19 protein-coding genes are annotated in these 22,031 nt (G+C 72.9%); 5 read left to right on the forward strand and 14 right to left on the reverse strand.

Annotated features, from left to right (window positions below):
• Positions 1-271 precede the first annotated feature (271 nt).
• The gene (locus ACZ50K_RS05070; protein ID WP_468897636.1) at positions 272-967 is read right to left on the reverse strand and encodes a TetR/AcrR family transcriptional regulator; all 696 of its coding nucleotides are present in this window, start codon (positions 965-967) and stop codon (positions 272-274) included.
• Between the two features lie 205 nt (positions 968-1,172).
• On the opposite strand from ACZ50K_RS05070, the gene ACZ50K_RS05075 reads away from it, so the two are divergent.
• The 5 genes from ACZ50K_RS05075 to ACZ50K_RS05095 all read left to right on the forward strand — a co-directional run bounded on the left by ACZ50K_RS05075 (position 1,173) and on the right by ACZ50K_RS05095 (position 7,852).
• Positions 1,173-2,546, forward strand: coding sequence for an MFS transporter (locus ACZ50K_RS05075; protein WP_468897639.1), 1,374 nt, complete (start codon positions 1,173-1,175; stop codon positions 2,544-2,546).
• A gap of 492 nt (positions 2,547-3,038) precedes the next feature.
• Positions 3,039-5,063: an AfsR/SARP family transcriptional regulator gene (locus tag ACZ50K_RS05080; protein ID WP_468897641.1), complete on the forward strand. Its 2,025-nt coding sequence runs from the start codon at positions 3,039-3,041 to the stop codon at positions 5,061-5,063.
• A 30-nt stretch (positions 5,064-5,093) separates the two neighbouring features.
• Complete coding sequence (locus tag ACZ50K_RS05085) at positions 5,094-5,969, forward strand: SAM-dependent methyltransferase (RefSeq protein ID WP_468897643.1); 876 nt, start codon at positions 5,094-5,096, stop codon at positions 5,967-5,969.
• A 17-nt stretch (positions 5,970-5,986) separates the two neighbouring features.
• A complete protein-coding gene (locus ACZ50K_RS05090; RefSeq protein WP_468897646.1) occupies positions 5,987-7,030 on the forward strand; it encodes an AMP-binding protein in 1,044 nt (347 codons plus the stop codon).
• 78 nt (positions 7,031-7,108) lie between these two features.
• Positions 7,109-7,852 (forward strand): helix-turn-helix transcriptional regulator, encoded by a 744-nt coding sequence (locus ACZ50K_RS05095; RefSeq protein ID WP_468897648.1) that lies wholly within the window; start codon positions 7,109-7,111, stop codon positions 7,850-7,852.
• On the opposite strand, the gene ACZ50K_RS05100 is transcribed toward ACZ50K_RS05095, so the two are convergent.
• The 13 genes from ACZ50K_RS05100 to ACZ50K_RS05160 all read right to left on the reverse strand — a co-directional run bounded on the left by ACZ50K_RS05100 (position 7,849) and on the right by ACZ50K_RS05160 (position 21,962).
• A complete protein-coding gene (locus tag ACZ50K_RS05100; RefSeq protein ID WP_468897650.1) occupies positions 7,849-8,313 on the reverse strand; it encodes a hypothetical protein in 465 nt (154 codons plus the stop codon). The two genes, ACZ50K_RS05095 and ACZ50K_RS05100, sit on opposite strands and share 4 nt — an antisense overlap.
• Positions 8,314-8,320: 7 nt before the next feature.
• Positions 8,321-9,544: a nitric oxide synthase oxygenase gene (locus ACZ50K_RS05105; RefSeq protein WP_468897652.1), complete on the reverse strand. Its 1,224-nt coding sequence runs from the start codon at positions 9,542-9,544 to the stop codon at positions 8,321-8,323.
• Between the two features lie 188 nt (positions 9,545-9,732).
• Positions 9,733-10,398, reverse strand: a complete 666-nt coding sequence (locus tag ACZ50K_RS05110) for a sterol desaturase family protein (RefSeq protein WP_468897654.1) — start codon at positions 10,396-10,398, stop codon at positions 9,733-9,735.
• On the reverse strand, positions 10,395-11,237 hold the full coding sequence (locus ACZ50K_RS05115; protein WP_468897657.1) for an SDR family oxidoreductase: 843 nt from the start codon (positions 11,235-11,237) through the stop codon (positions 10,395-10,397). Before ACZ50K_RS05115 ends, ACZ50K_RS05110 begins: the two co-directional genes overlap by 4 nt.
• 45 nt (positions 11,238-11,282) lie before the next feature.
• Positions 11,283-11,837, reverse strand: coding sequence for a flavin reductase family protein (locus ACZ50K_RS05120; RefSeq protein ID WP_468897659.1), 555 nt, complete (start codon positions 11,835-11,837; stop codon positions 11,283-11,285).
• On the reverse strand, positions 11,834-12,322 hold the full coding sequence (locus ACZ50K_RS05125) for a type II toxin-antitoxin system RatA family toxin (RefSeq protein ID WP_468897661.1): 489 nt from the start codon (positions 12,320-12,322) through the stop codon (positions 11,834-11,836). The genes ACZ50K_RS05120 and ACZ50K_RS05125 overlap by 4 nt, the downstream gene beginning before the upstream one ends.
• Before the next feature lies 1 nt (position 12,323).
• Positions 12,324-13,607, reverse strand: coding sequence for an aspartate aminotransferase family protein (locus ACZ50K_RS05130; RefSeq protein WP_468897663.1), 1,284 nt, complete (start codon positions 13,605-13,607; stop codon positions 12,324-12,326).
• Positions 13,604-14,680: an SDR family oxidoreductase gene (locus ACZ50K_RS05135; RefSeq protein WP_468897665.1), complete on the reverse strand. Its 1,077-nt coding sequence runs from the start codon at positions 14,678-14,680 to the stop codon at positions 13,604-13,606. Before ACZ50K_RS05135 ends, ACZ50K_RS05130 begins: the two co-directional genes overlap by 4 nt.
• 68 nt (positions 14,681-14,748) lie before the next feature.
• The gene (locus tag ACZ50K_RS05140; RefSeq protein ID WP_468897668.1) at positions 14,749-15,882 is read right to left on the reverse strand and encodes an acyl-CoA dehydrogenase family protein; all 1,134 of its coding nucleotides are present in this window, start codon (positions 15,880-15,882) and stop codon (positions 14,749-14,751) included.
• A gap of 280 nt (positions 15,883-16,162) precedes the next feature.
• Positions 16,163-18,466 (reverse strand): MMPL family transporter, encoded by a 2,304-nt coding sequence (locus ACZ50K_RS05145; RefSeq protein WP_468897670.1) that lies wholly within the window; start codon positions 18,464-18,466, stop codon positions 16,163-16,165.
• A gap of 138 nt (positions 18,467-18,604) precedes the next feature.
• Positions 18,605-20,011 carry a sensor histidine kinase gene (locus ACZ50K_RS05150; RefSeq protein WP_468897672.1) on the reverse strand — a complete coding sequence of 469 codons (1,407 nt, stop codon included), beginning with the start codon at positions 20,009-20,011 and terminating at the stop codon, positions 18,605-18,607.
• A gap of 54 nt (positions 20,012-20,065) precedes the next feature.
• Positions 20,066-20,761, reverse strand: a complete 696-nt coding sequence (locus tag ACZ50K_RS05155) for a response regulator transcription factor (protein WP_468897675.1) — start codon at positions 20,759-20,761, stop codon at positions 20,066-20,068.
• Between the two features lie 313 nt (positions 20,762-21,074).
• Positions 21,075-21,962 carry a DUF4436 family protein gene (locus tag ACZ50K_RS05160; protein WP_468897677.1) on the reverse strand — a complete coding sequence of 296 codons (888 nt, stop codon included), beginning with the start codon at positions 21,960-21,962 and terminating at the stop codon, positions 21,075-21,077.
• Positions 21,963-22,031: the final 69 nt, after the last annotated feature.

Below are 22,031 nucleotides of genomic sequence, written 5' to 3' on the forward strand. Positions count from 1 at the left end.
CCCGTGCGGGCCGGCGCGTCCGTCGGGGCCGTCGGTGGGGCCGTCGGTGGGGGACGGGTCCGGCCAGGGCGCCACCGGGAGCGGGGGGCAGGCCCCGCAGGGGCGCCCGGCAGTCGTCGGCCTCGGACATCCGGGTGGTGGCCCGCACCGGTTCGCAGGGCAGGGGCCTCAAGCGGTCCCCGTGCGCGGGGTCCAGCCGCCGCAGCAACGGGTTCGAACCGGTCCCGACCGGATGTGGGGTGCCCGGGGGCGGGCGGGGCGGGCGGGACGGTCAGCGCGGGGCGGGGGTGTTCGTGGCCAGGGACTGGGCGAGCAGGCCGTCGACGAAGGCGCGCAGGGCCCGCGGATAGGTGTCGTCCGTGGCCAGTTCGATCCAGCGGTCGTTGAGCGCCGCCAGGTGCGGGAGCTGGATGGTGGCCAGGCTGCTGAGGTCGCGCGGGGCGGGCAGCTTGTCGCCGGCCTGCGCGCGGGCGGAGTGCGCGCGGACCAGGATCTCGCCGACCGTGTAGTACCAGATGCTGCGGAACACGTAGACGGACTGCTCGGGCGTACAGCCGCACTCCACCGCCCCGGCCAGGATCGCCTCGACCAACCACAGTGCGGAGCCGCCGAGTCGGAAGATGAACCCGTCGGTGGTGAGCACCTCCGCGGCCCACGGCCAGGCCGCCAGCGAATCGTGCATCGCGGTCGCGGCCGCGATGACGCGTTCCCGCGGTTCGGCGGGCAGTTCGGGGTGCGGGATCTGGTCGGCGTACTCGTGGATCAGCAGGAGCAGCAAGTCCTCTTTGTCGCGCACATGGTGGTAGAGGGTCGTCGCCCCGATCCCGATCTCGGCGGCCAGCCGACGGATCGTCAGCTTGTCCCAGCCGTCCCGGTCGATGAGCCGGCGGGCCGCGGCCAGGATCTGCGTACGGGAGGTCACGGGCGGTCGGCCGACACGGCCGTGCGGTGCTGCGTTGGGAGACATCGCCCCATCATGCACCACCCGAACCCGGTGGCTTCGACTGCTCCGCTCGACAGCGAGCCAGTCCTGGTGTTAATTTCAGAACGAGTTCGGAAACTCGCTGACACGATAGAACGCAGAGGACTGGGTTGCTGTGACAAACACGGAATTAACGAACGAGACGTCAGTCGTCGATCAAGGCGCGAAGGCGGGCCTGACCCTCGCCGCCGTGGCCGTCGTGCAGTTCATGGTGTCCCTGGACCTGTCGGTCGTGAACGTCGGACTTCCCGAGATCGGGTCCAGCCTCGGCTTCAGCGAAGTGGGCCTGACCTGGGTCATCCACGCCTACGCCCTCACCTTCGGCGGCCTGCTCCTGCTGGGCGGCAAGGTCGCCGACCTCTTCGGGCACAAGCGGCTCATGATGATCGGCCTCCCGGTCTTCGGACTCGCCTCCCTGGTCGGCGGGTTCGCCACCGAGCCGGGCCACCTGGTGGCCGCCCGCGCCGTCCAGGGCGTCGGCGCCGCGGCCCTCGCCCCGGCCGCGCTGGCCCTGCTCACCGCGACCTTCCCGTCCGGCAAGCAGCGGGTGAAGGCCTTCGGCGTGTGGAGCGCGATGAACGCCGCCGGCGGCGCCTTCGGCGTCCTCATCGGCGGTCTGCTCACCGACTACGCGGGCTGGGAATGGGTCATGTTCGTCAATGTCCCGATGGCCGCCGTCGCGCTGGCCCTGGCCTGGCGCGGAGTCGCCGCCGACGGGCCGATCGCCCGCCGCGGCCGTCCCGACGTCCTCGGCGCCATCCTCGCCACCGCCGGCATGAGCCTGCTCGTCTTCGGCGTGGTCCGCACCGACCAGCACTCCTGGGGCTCCACCGAGACCCTCACCACCCTGGCCGCCTCCGCCCTGCTGCTCGCCGCGTTCGTCCTGGTCGAGAAGACCACCTCGCGCGACCCGCTGATCCGGCTCGGCCTGTTCACCAACCGCTCGGTGGTCGGCGCCAACGTCTTCATCCTGCTGCTCGGCGGCGCCATGGCCTCCGCCTTCTACTTCGTCTCCCTCTACCTCCAGCGGGTGCTCGGCGCCAGCCCGGCCCGCTCCGGAGTCGAGTTCCTGCCCTTCGCCCTCGGCGTGGTCGCCGGCTCGGTCATCGCCATCAAGCTCGGCTACAAGGTGGCCCCCCGGCTCATCCTGCTCGCCGGCGGGCTGCTCACCGGCGTCGGCTTCGCCTGGTTCGGCCTGATCAGCGCCGACGGCTCCTTCGCCGTGGACGTCCTCGGCCCCTCCCTGGTCGCCAGCGTCGGCATCGGGCTCTGCCTGGCACCGATGGTCTCCCTGGCCACTGCGGGCGTCGAGGCCCACGAGGCCGGCGCCGCCTCCGGCCTCCTCAACAGCACCCGCCAGATCGGCGCCGCCATCGGCCTCGCCGCCCTCGGCACCGTCGCCAACGAACGCACCGGCGACAAGGGGACCCTGGAGGCCCTCAACGACGGATACGCGCTCGGCATGACCATCGGCGGAGTGATCGTCGTCGGCGCGGTGCTCATCGCCATCGCCGTGCTGCCCCGCACCCCCGCCCCCGCCACCCTGGAACAGGCCGAGCGCTGAACGCGACCCCCAGGCCACCCGGCAAGGCGAACGCGGCCTCCCCGAGGTCGCGTTCGCACGTGCTGGAGCGGACCGGCTCGAATATCGACCGAGTCATTCCGAATATGTGAAATGCATGGAGGCATGTGTGGAAACGATCTGTTGCCGGGCGATTTCCGGCTGGTATCGTCGCGACGGGTCCATGGATTCGGGCTGGGGCACGGTGGGAATGTTCGAAATCGGGCCGTGATTCCGCCCATGGCTCGTGATGATGCGTCATTCGGGGGCGACCGAAAAAGGCGGCACACGAAATCGGACCCGCCATCCGCGAACCGGACCGGTTCGCGCACATGGTGCGGTGCGGGACGGGGGAGGGTGGCCCGCGTCCACCGGAAACCGCGACCCCGCACCGGGACCGGCTGATCCGGAGCGTGCACACACAAGGGGGTACCAGTGGAATTCCGGGTTCTCGGACCGGTCGGAGCACGCCAGTCAGGACGGGATCTCGCGCTGGTGGCGGAGAAACCCAGGACCGTACTCGCCGCACTCCTCCTGGCCGGCGACCGGGTCGTATCCGACGCCCACCTCCGGGAGGTCGTCTGGGGCCCGAAACAGCCGGCCACGGTCAACCAGCAGCTCTACACCTATGTCTCACGGCTCCGGAAGATGCTCCACCCCGCCGCCGTGATCCACCGCCAACGGCCCGGATACCGGCTCGTCCTCACCGACGCCACCCTCGACCACGCCGAGTTCGACCGGCTGGCCGGCCTCGGCTACGACGCCCTCAAGACCCGCCGCCACGCGGTGGCCGCCGAACACCTCGCCGCCGCACTCCGGCTCTGGTCCGGCCCCGCCCTCGGCGGAGTCACCCCGCACCTGGCCAGGGTCGAGGTCCCCCGGCTGGAAGAGGCCCGGACCGCCGCCCTGGAAGGCCGGATCGCCGCCGACCTGGCCCTCGGCCGGCACCGCGAAATCCTCCCCGAACTCACCGCCCTGGTCGACGCCAACCCCGTCCGGGAACGCCTCCGGGCCCAGCTGATGACCAGCCTCTACCGGGTCGGCCGGCAAGCCGACGCCCTGGCCCAGTACCAGCGCGGCCGACAGGTCCTCGCCGAGGAACTCGGCATCGACCCCAGCTCCGCCCTCACCGAGGTCTTCCAGTCCATCCTCACCGGGGACCCCCGGATGATCGCCCCCGCCGCCCCGCCCCGGCGCGTCCGCTCCCGGCACCGGCCCCGCCCCGCCATGCTCCCGCCCGCCCTCGCCGACTTCACCGGACGCCGGACCCCGCTGCGCGAACTCTCCGACCTGCTCTGCGGGGACCGCGCCGGAGCCGCACCCGTCGTGGTCACCGGCCCGGCCGGAGCGGGCAAGAGCGCCCTCGCCGTCGAAGCAGGCCGGCTCTGCCGGGACGCCTTCCCCGACGGCCAGCTGCACGCCGACCTCGGCGGCCCCCAGGAGACCCCCCGCGAACCCCACGAGGTGCTCGGCCTCTTCCTCCAGGCGCTCTGCGAGCCCGGCAGCCCGCTCCCCGACACGGTCGAGGCCCGCACCCAGCTCTACCGCAGCCTGCTCGCCGAACGCCGCATCCTGGTCCTCCTCGACGGCGCCCACCACGAACAGCAGGTGCGCCCCCTGCTGCCGGGAGCCGCCGGCAGCCGCGCCGTCGTCACCACCCGCTCCCGGTTCACCGCCCTGGAAGGCGCCCGCTCCCTGGAACTGGACGCCTTCGACCAGACCGAGGCCCTCGCCCTGCTCCGCCGGGTCGCCGGACCCGAACGCGTCCTCGCGGAACCCCGGACGGCCGCCACCCTGGTCGACCGCTGCGGACGCCTCCCGCTCGCCGTCCGGGTGCTGGCCGGCCGGCTGGCCGCCAAACCCCACTGGACCCTCGCCGAACTCGACCGCAGGCTCGCCGACACCACCCGCCGCCCGCTCGACGAACTCCGGCTCGCCGACATCGACGTCCGCGCCGCGCTGAGCCCCGGCTACCGCAGCCTGTCCGCCGAGGCCCGGACCGCCCTGTGCCGGCTGTCCCTGCTGCACACCGCCGAGACCCCGGCCTGGCTGGCGGCCGCCGTCCTGGAGACCGACGAGTCCACCGCCGAGGACCTCCTCGAAACCCTCATCGACGCCCGGCTGCTGGAAGTCGCCGAACCCGACCCCGGCGGCCGGCTCCGCTACCGGATACCCCCCGTGATCCGCTGGTTCGGCTACGAGTGCGCCCAGACCGAGAGCGACACCGCCGAACGCCGCCAGGCCGTCGACCGGGCCCTGAGCGCCTGGCTCCGCCAGGCCCGCGCCGCCGTCCGGGCCCTCGCCGACGGACGCCGGACCGGCACCGGCAGCGCCCTGTTCTGGTTCGAGACCGAGAAGCACGGCCTGGCCGCCGCCTTCCGCCAGGCCGACGCCGACGGCTACGACGCCACCGCCCGCTCACTCGCCCGCACCCTCACCGAACTCCGCCGGCTCAGCGGCACCGACGGGGGCCGGGGCCCCGGCCGCCCCCGCACCCCGCAGCCCCTGACCAGGGTCTGAGCTCCCCCTCCCGCCAGAAAGGACCAGCTTGTGGACACGGCGCACTTGGCGAGCGGCCGGGAGGCCCCGCTGCCGGGCCTGCCCGCCGGGGTGGGACTCACGGCGCTGTGCACGGCCAGGGAACGCGGAGCCGAGAACCACCGCCCCGACCGGCTCTTCGAGGACCGGCTCGCCCAGATCCTCACCGAGACCACCGCCCCCGCCCGCCCCGCCCGCCCCGGACGGCACCGCCCCGGCGGCGCACCCCCCGAGTGGGGATGCCGGGCGGACAGCCCCTACCTCCGGGACCTGGTCGCCCTGCGCACCCGGTTCTTCGACGAGGAACTGCTCACCGCCTCCGCCGGCATCCGCCAGGTCGTCCTGCTGGGCGCCGGACTGGACTCCCGGGCCTTCCGCCTCGACTGGGAGGAGGGCACCGAGGTGTACGAACTCGACCGCACCGACGTGCTGCGCTTCAAGCACGGCATCGTGACCCGGGCCGGCCAGCGGCCGCGCTGCGCCCGGGTGGAGGTCGGCGCGGACCTGCGGGGCGACTGGCCCGGGGCGCTGCGGGCCGCCGGGTTCAACCCGTGGCGGCCCACCGTCTGGGGGGTCGAGGAACTGCTGCCCTATCTGAGCCGCGCGGAGAACGACCGGCTGCTGACCGGGATCACCGCCATGTCCGCCGAGGGCAGCAGGCTGGTCGCGGACCACTTCGACGGACGGTTCACCGGGGCGATGTCCGGGGCGGGCGCGGCCCTGAGCTCGCTGGACGCCCCGGACGGCTGGCTCGTCCCGTACGGCTGGGACTTCGGCCTGACCGATCCCGCCGAGCTGGCCGCCCGCAGCGGACGGCAGGTTCCCGGCCTGCCCGGTTCGGGAGCCGGGGGAGGGGGCAACCTGTGGCTGATCAGCGCGGTCCGCTGACGAGGAGGAGGACGCACGTGTTCGACGGGTGTACGCAGCAGTTCCTGGCGGGCCACCGGGCGGGGGAGGCCGGGGAGAACCTGTCCGACCTGCTCTCCACCGCCGCCGCGGAGCACGGCGAGCGCAGCGCCCTGGTCCAGGGCGCCCGCCGGCTCAGCTATGCCGAACTGGAGCGCCGGGTGGCCCGGATGGCCGCCGGCTTCGTACGGCAGGGCATCACCGCGGGCGACCGGGTCCTCGTCCAGCTGCCCAACGTCCCGGAGTTCGTCATCGTCTGCTTCGCCCTGTTCCGGACGGGCGCCCAGCCGGTGTTCGCCCTGGTCTCGCACCGCGGCGAGGAACTCCGCCGGCTCTGCGCCCTCTCCGGGGCCGTCGCCCATGTGGTGCCGGGCGTCCACCGGGGCTTCGACCACCGGGTGTCGGCCCTCGCCCTGATGGGGGAGTCCGGGACCCTGCGGAAGGCCTTCGTCCTGGGCCCGGCAGATCCGGCGGACCGGGCCGACCGGATGGATCCGGCGCCGCCCGGAGCCCCCGCCGGGAGCTTCGTCGCGCTGGACGAGGTGGACGCCGAGCCGCTGCCGCTGCCCGCCCCCGATCCGTCCGACATCGCCTTCTTCCTTCTCTCCGGAGGCAGTTCGTCGCCGACCCTGGTCCCCAGGACCCACGAGGACTACGCCTACCAGACCAGGGCCGCCGCCGAACTGCTGCGGCTGGACCACGAGGACGTCTATCTGGCCGTGCTCCCCGCCGAGTTCATCTCCACCCGGGGGTGCCCCGAGGTGGTGGGGACCCTGCGGGCCGGGGGCACCGTGGTGCTCGCCGAGGAGTCCGTCGCGGACGCCTGCTTCGAGACCATCGAGCGGGAGCGGGTCACCTTCACCTCCCTGGTGCCGAGCGTCGCCCAGCTGTGGCTGGAGGCGGCCGAGCGGAACCTGGCCGACCTGTCCAGCCTGAAGCTCGTCCAGATCGGCGGCGCCCGGCTGCACCCCTCGGTCGCCGAGCGGGTCCGGCCGGTGCTGGGCTGCCGGCTCCAGCAGGTCGGACCGGTGACTGACGGGTAACCGCCGTTCGAACGCCCCCGGGCCCGGGGATAACCCCACTGTCGATGGCGTCTTCGACGGTGAGGACAGGTGTCGCCGGTGGCCCAGCCGTGGAACGGCAAGGTGACCCTCGAACCGGGACTGCTCAGGTTCGAGGGAAGGATCGGGACGGCCCACGCGCACGCGCACGCCGCCGTCCAGATCGTGCTGGTCGGCTCCGGCACGGTCGAGCTGTTCGACGGACACGGGGACGGCGGACCCGTCCGTGCCGCGGTGGTCCCGGCCGGGGCGGTGCACACCGTCCGGGCCTTCGACGCCCGGGGAACCCTGGTGTACTGCGACACCGACTCGGCCCTCGGCCGGACCCTCCGGGCCGGACCGTCCGTCGGGGACCGGTTCGCCGACTGGGTGCGGCCCGCACCACCGGACCGGCTCCCGGCGACCGGCGGGCCCGCACACGCCGCGACGCATCCGGCGGTACGCGCGGCCATCGCCCGCACCAGGCTGCTGATCGGCGGCCCGGTGCGGCTGGAGGAGGTGGCGGCGGCCGCCAGGATCTCCCCCAGCAGGCTCGGGCACCTCTTCGCCCAGGAGGTCGGGATGTCCTTCCCGACCTATCTGCGGTGGGCCAGGCTGCGCCGGGCCATCGAACTGGTCCGCGCCGGGGAGACCCTGACCCGGGCCGCGTACGGCGCCGGGTTCTGCGACAGCTCGCACCTCACCCGGGTCTTCCACGAGATGTTCGGCCTGGCCCCCTCGGAACTCCTGCGCGGGGTCCACTGGTCGGACCCGGCCGAGGACCCCGGTCACCCCGGCCCGCCGCACCGGGCCAGGGCCTCCTAGGCCGTACGGACTGCCTGGACCCGTGCCACCGCCGTGTCGGGCACGGCGGTCGGGGCGGCCGCCGGGCGGCCGATGTCCAGGCCGGGACGGCGCGGGTGCACGGTCAGATAGCTCAGTCCCCGCTCGCCGGCCCGGACCGAACGCCGGGTGGCGCGCGGCAGCCAGACGATGGCGCCCGGGGTGAGCGGGCTGCCGGCCGGGCCGGGGCCGGAGCCGAGCGTGCCGTCCCCGGCCACCACCACCAGCAGCACGTCCACGAGGTCCTCGACATGGTCACCGACGGTGCGGCCGGCCGGCAGGTGGACCAGGTTGGCGTCCAGCCCGCGACCGGGTTCGGCCAGCCGCCAGAGGGCGCCCCGGTGCCGCTCGTCGGCGGAGGCGAGCAGCGGTCCGAGTTCGGCCAGGATCCCGGGGCCCGGCGGCCGGCCGTGGCCGGCGGCCGGGCCGGTGGAGTCGCTCACGGCCCGCTCAGCCGTGGCCGAAGGGGCAGCCGCCCCGGCCGCGGGTCCGGGCCTCGTCGTCGAGGTGGAAGTTGGGCCGCTGCTCGGCCTCGTCGTAGTAGCGGTGGAACACCGGGGTGATGCCGCCGGAGACCGGGGGCACGATCCAGCTCCAGTCGGCGGACACGGTGCGGCCCTGGCGCTCCTCCTTCTCCAGATGGGTGAGGAAGTGCCGGGACTCGGTGTGGTGGTCGCTGATCTTCACCCCGGCCTCGTTGAAGGAGTGCAGTACGGCCACGTTCAGCTCGACCAGGGCCCGGTCCCGCCACAGGGTCGCCTCGTTGGAGGTGTCCAGGCCGAGACGGGTGGCGATGGTGGGCAGCAGGTCGTAGCGGTCGGTGTCGACCAGGTTGCGGGCGCCGATCTCGGTGCCCATGTACCAGCCGTTGAACGGCGCGAGGGGGTAGTCCACGCCGCCGATCCGCAGCCGCATGTTGGAGATCGCCGGGACGGCGTGCCAGCGCAGGCCCAGCTCGGCGAACTCGGGCCGGTCGGGATGGCTCAGGTGCACCTCCATGACCAGGTCCGGGGGCACGTCGAACAGCTGCGGCTTGTCCTCGTCGGCGTCGATGACCCAGGGCAGCACGTCCCAGGCGCCGCCGGGGGCCTGCCAGCCCAGCCGTCGGACGCTCTCGGTGAACTCCGCGTAGGTGGGGTCGCCGAGGATCGAGCCGTCCTCCTGCCGGTGGCCGGCGTAGCGGATGAGCTGGTCGTTCCACACCCGGGGGGCCCGGCCCTCGGGCGTGTCCGGGGCGAACACGGAGATGGTGGGGCGGATCCGGCCGCCGTTGGTGGCGTGCCGGAGGTGCTCGCACAGGTCCTCGTGGATCTGCTCGGGGGTGTCGGAGCGCCGGCGGTCCAGCACCCGCAGGCTCTTCCAGTAGAGCCGTCCGATGCAGCGGCTGGAGTTGCGCCAGGCGACCCTGGCTCCGAAGGTGAGCTCGTCCTCGGTGTGGGTGTAGGTGCCGCGCAGGTCGATCTCGGTGCGGACCTGCTCCAGGCGTTCGGCCAGCGAGACGGCCTGGTCGGGGTGTTCCTCGTGGTGCAGGCGTATGAACTCCTCCGCTTCGTCCCGGTCTGCTTCGGCGGGGTGCGACGGGACCGCCGGCGCGGGCCCGGAACCCGACAGCTCGGGATCGTCGGAGTCGGTGTCGAGGGTGTAGATGCGAGCCAGGAGCGTTTCGGAGTTCATGGGTTCCTCGCGGGTGGCGTTCGGCTCCGGCACCCGGTCCTTGGGACAGGCGGGTCTGCCGGGTGAGCTGTGGCGCGAACTGGGGCGCGGGCACCCGCACGGGGGCGTCGACGACTTGAGGGTTGAGTCATTCGCCGCACGGGTGCCCGCGCCGGTCAGGAGCCGGATACCTGAACCGGCGGGGGTGGTCAGGCGACCTGGTCGCCGGACCGGGACTGCCGGGCGATGGAGGTTCCGAACAGCTCGTCCCAGTAGGGGGCCGAGATGCCGAAGCCCTTGGTGTCGTCCTTGAAGTGGTGGCGCATGTGCAGCGACCGCAGGTGCCGCAGGAGCCGGTTCTTCGGGGTGGCGAGGTGCAGGTACAGGTGGAACAGGTCGTACGTGAGGTAGCCGAAGGTGTAGCCGGCGCCGAAGACCAGCGGCAGCGAACCCAGCCCGGAGGCCGCGTAGAGGGTGCCGCCGACCATCGGGATGCTGAGCAGCGGGCTGAGGATGGAGCGCCGCGGATCCGTCGGGTAGTCGTGGTGGATGCCGTGCAGCACGTAGTGCAGGCGCGCCCCGAAACCCTTCTCGGGTTCGTAGTGCAGCACGATCCGGTGGCCCCAGTACTCCGAGAGCGTCCAGGTCAGATAGCCCGCCGCGGCCCACCCCAGGAGGGCCCAGGCGCCGGTGTGCTCACGGGCGACCGAGTACCAGACGCAGACCGCGATCACCGGGGTGAACATGGCCACCGTGGTCACCGGGTGCACATGGATCAGGTGGTCCAGCCAGCGGACCCCCACCACGGCCGGGGCCCGGCCCCGGCGGGCGGCCCCCTTGTAGCTGCTGGGGCGGGCGGGTGTCGCGGAGGTCACGCCCCGGCTCCTTCCGCGGTCGGCACCTTCACCCGGGCCTCGTAGGCGATCCGGGCCTGGTAGTCGGTGGTGCGCAGCAGCTGGTCGGCCTTGAGGAAGCGGCCCATGGCGTCCCGCCAGGGCTGGGGGAGCAGGAACAGCGACCGGGTGACGGGGTTGGTCCAGCCCGGCACGTACCGGTTGTAGACCGGCTTGCGGGCGGTGCGCAGCACGGACTTGGCGATGTCGTCCGGGGTGAGCAGGGGCACGAAGCGGCCCTTGCCGACCCCGGAGGTCAGCTCGGTCTGCGCGGGGATGGGCAGGATGATGGACAGGTCCACGCCGGATCCGCGGAGTTCGGCGCGGACGCCCTCGGAGAGGCCGACGACCCCGTGCTTGGCGGCGGAGTAGGTGGCGCAGCCGGGCAGGCCGATCATGCCGACCGCCGACACCATGTTGATGATGTGGCCGTGGCCGCGGCGGCGCATCGGGCCGATGGCCGTCTTCATGCCGTTGAGGGTGCCCAGCAGGTTGACGCCCAGCTGGTGGGCGGTGTCCTCGGCGGACTCCTTCTCGAAGGGTCCGACGATCATCTCGCCGGCGTTGTTGACGAAGATGTCGATCGCCCCGAGGTCGGCCTCGACCGCGTTCCAGAAGGCCTGGACGCTGGCCGGGTCGGTGACGTCCAGCGGGTAGGCGGTGGCGCCGATGTCGGCGGCCACCTTGGCCGCGAGGTCGTGGTTGCGGGCGCCGATGGCGACCTTGGCCCCCGCGGCGATGAACTGCTCGGCGGTGGCGCGGCCGATGCCTCGGCTGCCGCCGGTGATGGCAACGATCTTGTTGTTGATGTCCCTGGGCACTGGGGAAGCCTCCAGAAGAGTCGCGGTCCGCTCGGGGCGGCGGGGTCAGGCGAGGATGCGGAAGGTGCGGTTGTGCCAGAGCAGCGGGTGACCGCCGCCCAGGCCGAGCCGGCGGACCTCGGCGGTGAGGATCGTGTGGTCCCCGCCGGGGTAGGCGGCCTGGACGGTGCAGGTCAGCCAGGCCAGCGCCTCGTCGAGGACGGGCAGACCGTCCACCAGGCGGTGCGGGCTGGCGTCGAACCGGGCCGGCTGGTCGAGGTCCGGGTCGGCGAACCGCCGGGCGAGATGGGCCTGGTCCTCGCGCAGCACGTTCACGGCCAGCACCCCGGTGGAGCGGATACGGGCCAGGGTGCGGCTGCTGTTGGCGGCGCAGGCCATGATCAGCGGCGGGTCCAGGGACAGCGAGCAGACGGCGCTGGCCGTCATGCCCGCCGGCCCGGTGCCGTCGGCCCCGACGGTGGTCAGCACGGTGACACCGGAGGGGAGTTGGGCGAGGACGTCCTTGAACTCCCCGGCCGTCACCGGGCCGGGCGCGGCGGCGGGCCCGGTGACGGGGGCCGGCCGCGCGTAGGCGGTGGCCGTGCGGAGCGCTCCGGTCACGGCGCGTCCGCTGCGACGCCGACCGGCTCCGCCTCGGGGGTGGTCAGGGTGATGTGCTCGCCCAGCAGGCCCCGCAGGATCAGGCCGATCGCCTCCACCAGGGCCTCGCAGGCGATCGGGTCGATGATCGCGGACAGGCTGGGCATCCCGAGGTCGAAACGGGCGTGGAACCGGACGGTGGCGGTGCCGTCCTCGTGCCCGTGCACGGTCCAGGCGCCGTCGAACCGGTCGAAGTCGCCCTCGGTCTGGACGAAGTCGATGGTCAGCCGTTCGGCGTCCACCCGGTCGCGCTCCGACCAGCACAGGATGCCGTTGCGGAAGTTCACCGACCAGTCGGAGTCCAGGGTGTCGCCGCCGGTGTCGGTGACGTTCACCTCGCGGACCGCGTCGGTGTACTTCGGGTAGGAGGCGAAGTCCCGCAGTCGGGCGAAGACCTCGGGTGCGGTGGTGTCGGGTACCAGGGCTTCGAGAGTCACCTCGGGCATGTCAGCGTGTCCCCTTCGTGGAGGCGTCGGACCGGGCCGTTCTGGCGGCCGCGGCGGTGAAGACGTCGGTGATCAGGTCCAGATCGGCGGCGGTGAGCACCGCGGGCGGGGTCAGCCGGACCACCCGTTGGGAGTTGAGGGAGTGGTTGACGAGCAGCCCCGACTCGATGAGGTCCATCACCAGGGCCCCGGCGGCCCCCTCGTCGCGCATCTCGATGCCGATCAGCAGACCGCGGCCGCGGATGTCGACCACGGTGTCGCCGAGCAGCGGCGCCAGCGCCGACCGGAGCCGGACGAGCAGTTCCCCGCCCAGTTCGCGGGCCCGCTCCACCAGGCCCTCCTCGGCGATCGCGGTGACCGCCGCGGCGGCCGCCGCCATCGCCACCGGGGAGGCCGCGAAGGTGGAGGTGTGCAGGAACGGGTCCTTGTCGAACGGGGCGTACGCCTCCGGGGTGGCGACCGCGGCGGCCACCGGGATCACCCCGCCGCTGAGGTTCTTGCCCACCAGCAGCACGTCCGGCCGCAGCCCCTCGGCGTCGGCCCCCCACCAGCTGCCCAGCCGGCCCAGACCGGTCTGGATCTCGTCCAGGACGAACATCGCCCCGTACTCGGCGCAGAGTTCCTGCACCTGGGTGAGATAGCCGTGCGGGGGCAGGACGGCGCCGCCCTCGCCCTGCACGGGTTCGAGGATCACACAGGCCGGTTCGCCCTCGGCGAGGGCCCGCTTCATGGCGTCGGCATCGCCGTAGGGCACGTGTTCGGCCGGCAGCAGCGGCCGGAACGGGTCCTGGTAGAGCGGCTTGGCGGTCACCGCCAGCGCCCCGGTGGTCTTGCCGTGGTAGCCGCCGACCGCGGAGATCAGCCGGGACCGGCCGTGCGCGCGGGCCAGCTTGATCGCCGTCTCGGTGGCCTCGGCCCCCGAGTTGACGAAGTGGACCCGCTCCAGACCGGGCGGGGCGACCGCGGCGAGCGCCGCCGCGGCCTTCGCGGCGACCGGCTCCAGCAGCAGCCGGGTGGCCATCGGGTGCCGGTGGATCTGCTCGATGACGGCCTCCACCACCCGGGGGTGGCGGTGGCCGAGGATGAACACCCCGTACCCGCCGCAGTCCAGGTACTCCTTGCCGTCCGCGTCCCACACCCGGCTGCCCTCGGAGGAGACCTCCATGGCCGCGCCGGTCAGCGAGGCCAGCCGGGCCCGCCCCTTGCTGAGGTGGCTGCGGTAGATGCCCAGGACTTCGGCGGCCGAGGGGTGCGGAGCCGCGTGGTGGGGAGGGCGCCCGCTCATGCCGGCACCTGCTCGCCCGCGAAGACCGGCTCCGGCCGCGTGCGGACCATGCCCTTGGCGCGGGCCATGTAGGCCACCGAGGTCCGCAGCGCGGCCTCCAGGTCCGTGGTGCCCGGGGCCTTGGGGATCCCGGTGATCCGGCCCAGGCTGGAGGGGAAGACATGGCCGTGGGCGAACAGCGCGGTCATGGCGAGCATGTCGTCGAACCGGCGGCGCGCCCTGGGGTGCAGGTTCGCGATGAACACCGGGCGGATCAGCCGGTCCACCATCTCCGGACCGACCATCCGGGGCCGGGTCGGGGCCAGTCCGAGGTCGTCCGCGGTGTCGCCGACGATCTGCAGCACCCGCTCGGTGCTCGGCGCGGCGGCCCCGGCGGTGACCCAGACCTCGCCCTCCCGCCGGCCCTGCCGGATCAGGCCGGCGATGGTCTCGGCGACCAGGTCCTGCGGGACGAAGTCGACGGGGGAGGCGGCGGGCACCGGCACCAGCGGGAGCAGTCCGCGCAGCAGCCCGTGGATGATCCCGTGCATGCCCTGGAACGCGGAGATCGCGCCGGTCACCGAGTCGCCGATCACCACCGAGGGGCGGATGATCACCGAGGGGACCCCGGAGGAGCGGACGACCTCCTCGCCGGCCCGCTTGGAGTCCAGGTAGTCCTCCGGACGGGCGGTGGCGTCCCCGTGGTCCTGACCGAGCTGGGCCCGGGTCAGGTCGGTGCGGTCCACGAAGGCCGTGGACACGTGGTGGAGCACCGCGTCCGCGTCCTCCGCCAGCCGCGTCATCTGGCGGGTGCCGGCCTCGTTGAGGGCGTGGGTGGCCTCGGGGCCGCTGGAGAAGCCGGTGACGGCGGCGCAGTGGACGATCACGTCGACCCGGGCGGCGAGCCGCCGGTAGTCGTCCGCGTCCAGGCCGAGCCGGGGAGCGGTCAGGTCCCCGGTCAGCTGCTCGTCGGCACCGGCGACCGGGTTGCGGTGGATCAGGGCGATGGTGTGGGAGTCGGCGAGCCTGGGAAGCAGCGCGCTGCCGACGACCCCGGACGCACCGGTGATGAGGACGGTGGGATGGCTGGGCACGATCGAGCACCTCACGGACAGGTCAGCGGACGTACAGGAGTCGAAGCCGGGGGACCGGGCCGCCTCCCCTAGGGAATGCGCAGGGGGGAGTGCCCGGAGTAGAACTCGGTGATCGGGGCGGCCATCCGGGAGCGCGACGGCGGGTGGAACGCCAGGGCGCGGCAGGCGGAGTTGAGGTAGCCGACCTCGCCGGAACCGATGAAGGCCATGCCGCCCAGGGCCTCCACGCACAGGTCCAGGACCCGGGCGATGGCGTCCTGCGCGGAGTAGCGGCAGAGCAGGGACCGGGACAGGGTGTCCTCGGTGACCCCGCGGGTGGACACCTCGGCGGCCAGCCCCTCCAGGGCCAGGGCCGCGGACTCGACGAGGGTGACCGCCTGGGCGGAGACCTGGGCCTCGGTGCGCGGGTTGGCGAGGACCCGCTCGACCAGCCCGGAGGCGGCCCCCAGGTAGCTGGCGGTCATCAGGGCCTCGAACCAGACGAAGCCGACGGTCTGCAGCTGGTCGAGACGGCCGTCGGCGGTGACGTCGGTGCGCACCAGCAGCTCGGCCGGGACCTCGACGTCGTTGAGGACGACCTCTTCGCTCTCCGCGCCGGCCAGCACCGGGCTCCCCCAGAACGGCCGGACCGAAACCCCGGGGGCGTCGGCGGGGACCAGGGCGAAGGCCAGCTGGTCCACCCCGTCGGGGCCGGGCAGCGGCAGCGAGGCGGTCAGCAGGTCCATGGAGTGGGCCAGGCTGCACGGCTTCTTCGAGCCGCTCAGGAACACCTTGTCGCCCTCGGTGCGGGCGGTCAGGGCCGGGTTGAGGATGCCCTGGCCGGTGCGGCCCTCGGCGAAGCCGGAGGCGAGCAGCAGGTTGTCCTTGGCGATGGCGGCGAGCAGCAGCCATTCCATGCCGCTGCTGGTGGCGGCGGTCTCCACCAGGGAGGCCACGGAGAAGTGGTGCATGGTGGTGGCCACGGCCAGCGAAGGGGACCGGGAGCCGAGGGCCCGCTGCACCCGCAGGGCGGTCAGCAGGTCGGCGCCGAGGCCGCCGTGCTCGGCGGGGACGAGCAGGCCGGGGCCGCCCGCTCCGCGGAACAGCTTGACCCCGAGGCCGCCGGAGGCCTCCAGATCGGCCAGGGCCACCGAGGCCAGCTCCTGGTCCAGGCCGGGCAGCAATTCCTCGACGACGGTACGTTCACGCTGCAAGAACCGCATGGACCGGGTTCCCCCCACTCGGAAGTTCGACGCATGTCTGGTCTTGTCGCTCGGGGTGTCCCACGGTGGTCTGCTGCGGGATCCCCAACGGCACGGCCCACGCTATGAGCCGGCGATGCAGCGTCCGTACAGCGGACTTCCAGGTTCCGCTCATGTGTTCGGCATGGTCTCTTGTGATGCGCCCTGTACCTCCCGGAACGCCCGCGGGGGCTGCCGGAACGCGCGCGGGGCGCGGGCCGAGTCGGCCCGCGCCCCGCAGGGGTCCCTCCGTACCGCCGGCTCAGTCGTGCAGGCCGATCTTCTGGTGCAGCCGGGCGAGCGGCTTGGGCGCCCACCAGTTGGCCCGGCCGGCCAGCCGCATGAACGCCGGCACCAGCACGCCGCGGACCAGGGTGGCGTCCACGATCACGGCGAGCGCCAGCCCGATGCCCAGGAGCTTGAGCGGGGTCAGCGAGGAGGTGGCGAAGGACAGCAGCACCGAGGCGATCAGCACGGCCGCCGCGGTGACCAGCCGGCCGGTCCGCTCCAGGCCCCAGGCCACGGCGGAGACGTTGTCGCCGGTGCGGTGGTACTCCTCCTTGATCCGGGACAGCAGGAACACCTCGTAGTCCATGGACAGGCCGAAGGCCACGCAGAACATCAGGATCGGTGTGTCGATGTCCAGCATCCCGGTCACCGTGAAGTCGCCGACCAGCCAGCGCAGGTTGCCGTCCTGGAAGATGTAGACCATCGCGCCGAAGGTGGCGGTGAGGCTGAGCAGGTTCAGCACGATGGCCTTGACCGGGATCAGCAGACTGCCCGTGAACAGGAACAGCAGCACGATCGTCGACAGGGCGATGATGCCGAGCGCCCACGGCAGGTCCTCGCCGATGGTCTCCTTGGAGTCCACCAGCAGCGCGGCCTGCCCGCCGACGAGCACCGTGTCCGGGGCCGGCTGGGCGCGCAGGGTGTGCACCAGGTCCATCCCGCGTTCCGAGTAGGGCTCGGTGTCGGACACCACCGACAGCCAGGTGCCCTGGCCGGCCTTGAACCGCTCGGAGGCCGGGCCCGGCGGCGCGACCAGGGCCCCCTCGCTGTAGGAGCCGGTGAGGGCGTCCACCCGGGTGATCCCGGGCACGGTGGACAGCTGCTGGGCGTACGCGGTCACCTTCCCGGCCTCGGAGGCCGCGTCGATCTCGGGCAGCACCACGTTCAGCGGGGAGCCCTCCCGGTTGTCGAACTCGTCGCGGAGCACCTGGGCGCCCTGGTAGGCGGGGGAGCTGGCCGACAGTACCCGGTCGTCGCTGTCCCCGAAGGAGGCCCGCAGGAACGGCAGGCCCAGCGCGACCAGCACCGCCGCCACGGTCAGCGCGAACGGCAGCGGACGCCGCATGACCGCCATGGCGAGCCTGTGCCAGAACCCCGCGGTGTCGGTGCGGGCGGCGGCCGGGGCGGCGTTGCGGCGGAACAGCTTGCGGACGTTGAGGGAGTCGATGCGGTGGCCCAGTACGGCCAGCAGCGCGGGCAGTACGACCACCGAGCCGAGGGCGGCCAGGATCACCACGGCGATCCCGGAGTAGGCGAAGGACCGCAGGTGGTACATGGGGAACACCAGCATCGCCGACAGCGACACGGCGACCGTCAGGGCAGAGAACAGCACGGTGCGGCCCGAGGTGCGCACCGATTCGGCGATCGCCTCGTGGACGGTGCGGCCCCGGGCGAGTTCCTCGCGGTAGCGGGTGACGATGAACAGGCTGTAGTCGATGGCGAGTCCGAGGCCCAGCGCGGTGGTGATGTTGACCGCGAACACCGACACCTGGACCACCATGTCCAGCAGCCGCAGGATGACGAAGGACCCGATCACGGCGAAGATGCCGACCGCGAGGGGGGCGCTGGCGGCCACCACACTGCCGAACACCAGCAGCAGGATGATCAGCACCAGCGGGCCGGACAGCAGTTCCGCCCGGTTGAGGTCCTCCTCGCTGAGCCGCTCGATCTCCATGCGCACGGCGGTCACACCGGTCGCGGTGATCTTCAACGGGCCCTGTTCGCCGACCACTTCGGGGACGATCCGGGCCGCCTCCTTGCGGATCTGGTCCTCGTCCCCGGCGAGCCGCACCATGATGAGGCCGGTGCGGCCGTTCTTGGAGCGGAGGGTGGAGGCCTTGTCCAGCGTCCAGTACGAGGCCGCCTGCACCACGCCCGGCTCCTTGGCGAGGCGCTCGGTCAGCGCGGTCGCCGCGCCGCTGACCTCGGGGCTGTCGACGCTGCTGCCTGCGGTGGCGACGAAGACCAGATGCGGGGAGCCGCTCTCGAAGCGGGTGTTGAGGAGTTCGTCGGCCCTGGCCGACTCCGAGGCGGGGACGGTGATGCCGCCCTCCGACAGCCGGCTCTCCACATCGGAGCCGAAGGGCACCGCGAGCGCCAGCGCCACCAGGGTGACCAGCAGCACCAGGATCCGGCGCCGGGCGAGCCAGTGGCCCAGCCGTGCCATTCCCTTCGGGGGGACCGGGGGTGCCGCCGACTCCGTCGACGGCGTACCGGTGCGGGCGGCGAACCCGGCGGACCGGGTGGATTCAGCGGACTCGGTGGACTGGGAACCCACGTGTCCTCCTTGGAAGTGAGATGAGGGGAGCTGCGGGCGGGTTCGCCCCGCACGGCGGTACCGGGCGTCAGCGTAGGAAGACCCGTTGCAGCGGTCCGGCAGGGCCGATGCAGGGGAGATGCAAAACTGGACCCAAGATCACCCCCCGGTCCTCGGAAGGGCCTCGGCGGTGCGATGGCTCCAGGCCGGCAGCCGCACCTCGGCGTGCAGGCCGCCGCCGGCGGCCTCCTGGAGCAGGACATGGCCGTTGTTCACCCGGGCCAGACTGGCGGCTATGGCCAGCCCCAGCCCGGATCCGTCACCGGCGGCGGCATTGGCCCCGCGCCAGAACCGGTCGCAGGCCCGGGCCCGCTCGGCGGCGTCCATACCGGGGCCGGAGTCGATGCACTGCACCGCCACCATGGATCCGTCCTCGATCAGCCGCACCCGGACCGTGGTGCCGGCCGGGGCCATCCGGAGCGCGTTGTCGAGGAACACGTCGAGGATCTGGTCGACGGTGCCGGCGACCGCCGAGGCCACCAGCACCCCCTCGCCCGCGATGGTCACCGCGATGTCCCGCGGTTCCGCCACCAGCCGCCAGGACGCCACCCGCTCCTCGGCCACCGCCAGCACGTCCACGCTCTTGGCGCACTGGGTGCCGGACTCGGCACGGGCCAGCAGCAGCAGCGCGTTGAGGATCCCGGTCATCCGGTCCACCTCGCCCAGCGCCTGGTCCAGTCCGCGGCTGCCGCCCGGCCGGATGTGCGGTTCCAGGTTCTCCAGCCGCAGCCGGAGCGCCACCAGCGGGGACCTCAGCTGGTGGGAGGCGTCCGAGACGAAGGAGTTCTGCACCGTCACCTGGTGCTGCACCTGCTCCGCCAGGTGGTTGAAGGTCTCGGCGAGCACCCGCAGGTCCGGCGGCCCGAGATGGACCGGCACCCGCGCGGTGTGGTCACCGGCGGCGAACCGCCGGGCCGCGGACTCCAGATAGCGGACCGGCCGGAGTATCCAGCGGGCCAGCGGTTCGGCCAGGAACCCGCTGAGCGCCAGGGCCAGCGCGCCGATCACGGCGACCACCGCCCAGATGGTCCACTGCTCCAGCTCCAGATCGTCCAGGGCGGAGCACACCACGACCACACCGACCACACTGCGCCGGTCGACCACCGGCACGGCCACGATCAGCTCGTCGGTCTCCTTTGACACCCGCTGGTCGGAGGAGTCGGTGAACTGGCCGTCGAGCGCGGCCCGCACCGCCTCGTGCCGGACCAGTTCCTCGGTGGACAGCCGGCACAGCGCCCCCTCCACCGACCGGCCGTCGGCGTCGTAGACATGGGCGCGGGCCCCGGTGCCGTCCTGGTAGTCGGCCAACCGCTGCCGCAAATCGCCGTGTTCACCCCCGGCGAGGGAGCGGACCGCGACCGGGGCGAGCTCGCGCGCCTCGTTCACCCGGGTGTGCGCGAGCTCCCGTAACGCCCCGTCGCTGCGCTGCAGGGCCAGCGGAGGCCCCAGGACGGCCACCACCGCGACCGGTAAGGCAACCAGAGCGGCCACCAGATGACGCCGCACGCCTCGATCCCCCTTCACTGCCGTTCACTGCTGCCCGGTGCCGGTCCGCACAGGTCACTGCTGGTCAGGCAGTACCAGGCGGAAGCCCACGCCCCGCACGGACTGGATCCACTCCCGGCCGCCGAGCTTGGTCCGCAGTGATCCGATGTGCACGTCCAGCGTGCGGGTGGAACCGTGCCAGTTGGGGTCCCAGACCTCGTTGATCAGGTCCTCCCGGCCGCACACCGCGCCGGCGTCCGCCAACAACGCCGCCAACAGGTCGAACTCACGGCGCGTCAGATGGAGCGGCAGTCCGTCCATGGCCACCTGGCGGGTCCGCATGTCCACCGACAGCGGACCGAACGCGCAGACCTCGCCCGGCCCCCCGGCCGCGCCGGCGGTCCGCGGCGGGGCGGATCCGTGCACCCGGCGGGCGACGGCCGCCATCCGGGCCAGCAACTCGGCCATGCTGTACGGCTTGACGAGGTAGTCGTCCGCCCCGGTCTGCAGGACGAGGACCCGGTCGAGCTCCTCGGCCCGGGCCGTCACGGCGATGATCGGCACGGTCGAGGTCTCCCGGACCCGGCGGCAGACCTCCTGTCCGTCGAGGTCGGGCAGCCCCAGGTCGAGCAGGACGAAGTCGGTGGAGGGGGCGGCCTTGAGGGCCTCCGCCCCACTGCCGACCCAGTCGACCTCGTGCCCGAACCGTTGTAACGCCTCGGTCAGTGCTTCAGCGATCCTTGTGTCATCTTCCACCACGAGTACCTGCATCTCCGGCCCCCCAGTCGCGGCGGCGCCATTCCCCTGACGACCCGCTCACACAGCGGATGCTACCCATGTGATCGCCACGGAAGGGCAAAACCGGCCGGTAATGAGGAGCAATTCTCGAACGCGATCCTCATTTTGTCGTAGCTGGTGAACGGCAGTCCACTGACATGCGTCCGGAAGGCGGCCGGCGGCCCCCGCGCCGCCACGCGGCCCGACCTGGGGAGTCGTTCCGACGGGGTGCTCCGGGGGCCCGGCGGCCGCCTCCGGAACGTCAACGGCCGCTTATACCACGGGGAATCGGATTCCGGTCAGCCGCTCATCCCTCCGGGGGGCCGGTGCGCGGCTCCGCCCGCGAGTCCACCCGCATCCCCATGACCACCACGGTGACCAAGCAGAACGCGATCAGCGTCTCCGCCCACAGGAAGGCGAGGTAGTCGAGCAGCGAACCGATCGGCGGGGTGCCGGGAGCGGTGTTCCGGAAGGCCGCGAGGGCGAACAGGGTGGCGGCCATCCACCCCAGGGCCGGCCAGGTCAGCCCCTTGCGCCGGGTGACCAGGAACCACCCGGCGATCAGCACCGACAGCGCCAGCGCCCACATCGCGATCATCATGAAGACCGCGAACACCAGCACGCTGTTCGACCGGGCCAGCCCGATGTCCAGGAAGGCCGTCCCGTCCTCCTCCGCCGAGGCCTCCACCGACGCGGCGAAGAGCACGTCGTTGTTGGAGAGCCGCACCTGGACCGGCACCTGCTCCCCGCCCATCAGCGCACCGAACTCGATGTCCGCCCCGTAGCCGTCGAAGGGGTAGTCGGTGAGGGAACCGCCGGTCAGCGCGACCGGCAGGTCCGCCGAGGAGATGCGCTGATGGGCCTGGAAGGTCAGATCGCCCCGGGTGGCGGTGGAGGTCTGGAGCACCAGATCCCCGGCGGGGGACACCCCGCCCGCCTCGCCCAGGGTCCCCCTGGGCGTGACCTGGACGCGCAGCACCAGCTCCCGGGCGGCCGCGTCCACCCGCTGGATCTTCGCGTCCACGTCCACCCGGTCCGGAACCGCCCGGCCCGCCGTGTACACGGTGTCCAGGGCCTGGCGCTCCCCGAACTGGAGCCACGCCCCCACGGAGACCGCCGCCACGATGGCGAGCAGGACCAGCCCCGGCAGCAGCGGGAGGCGGCGCGCGGGGGACAGGCGTCTGGGCTGGGACACGGTGGCTCCGGTGGTGCGGGGTGCGTCGTACGCGGTGCTCGGTAGGTGCTGCCCGGTACGTGCGGCCGG

The organism is Streptomyces sp. NPDC033845, from assembly GCF_055576225.1.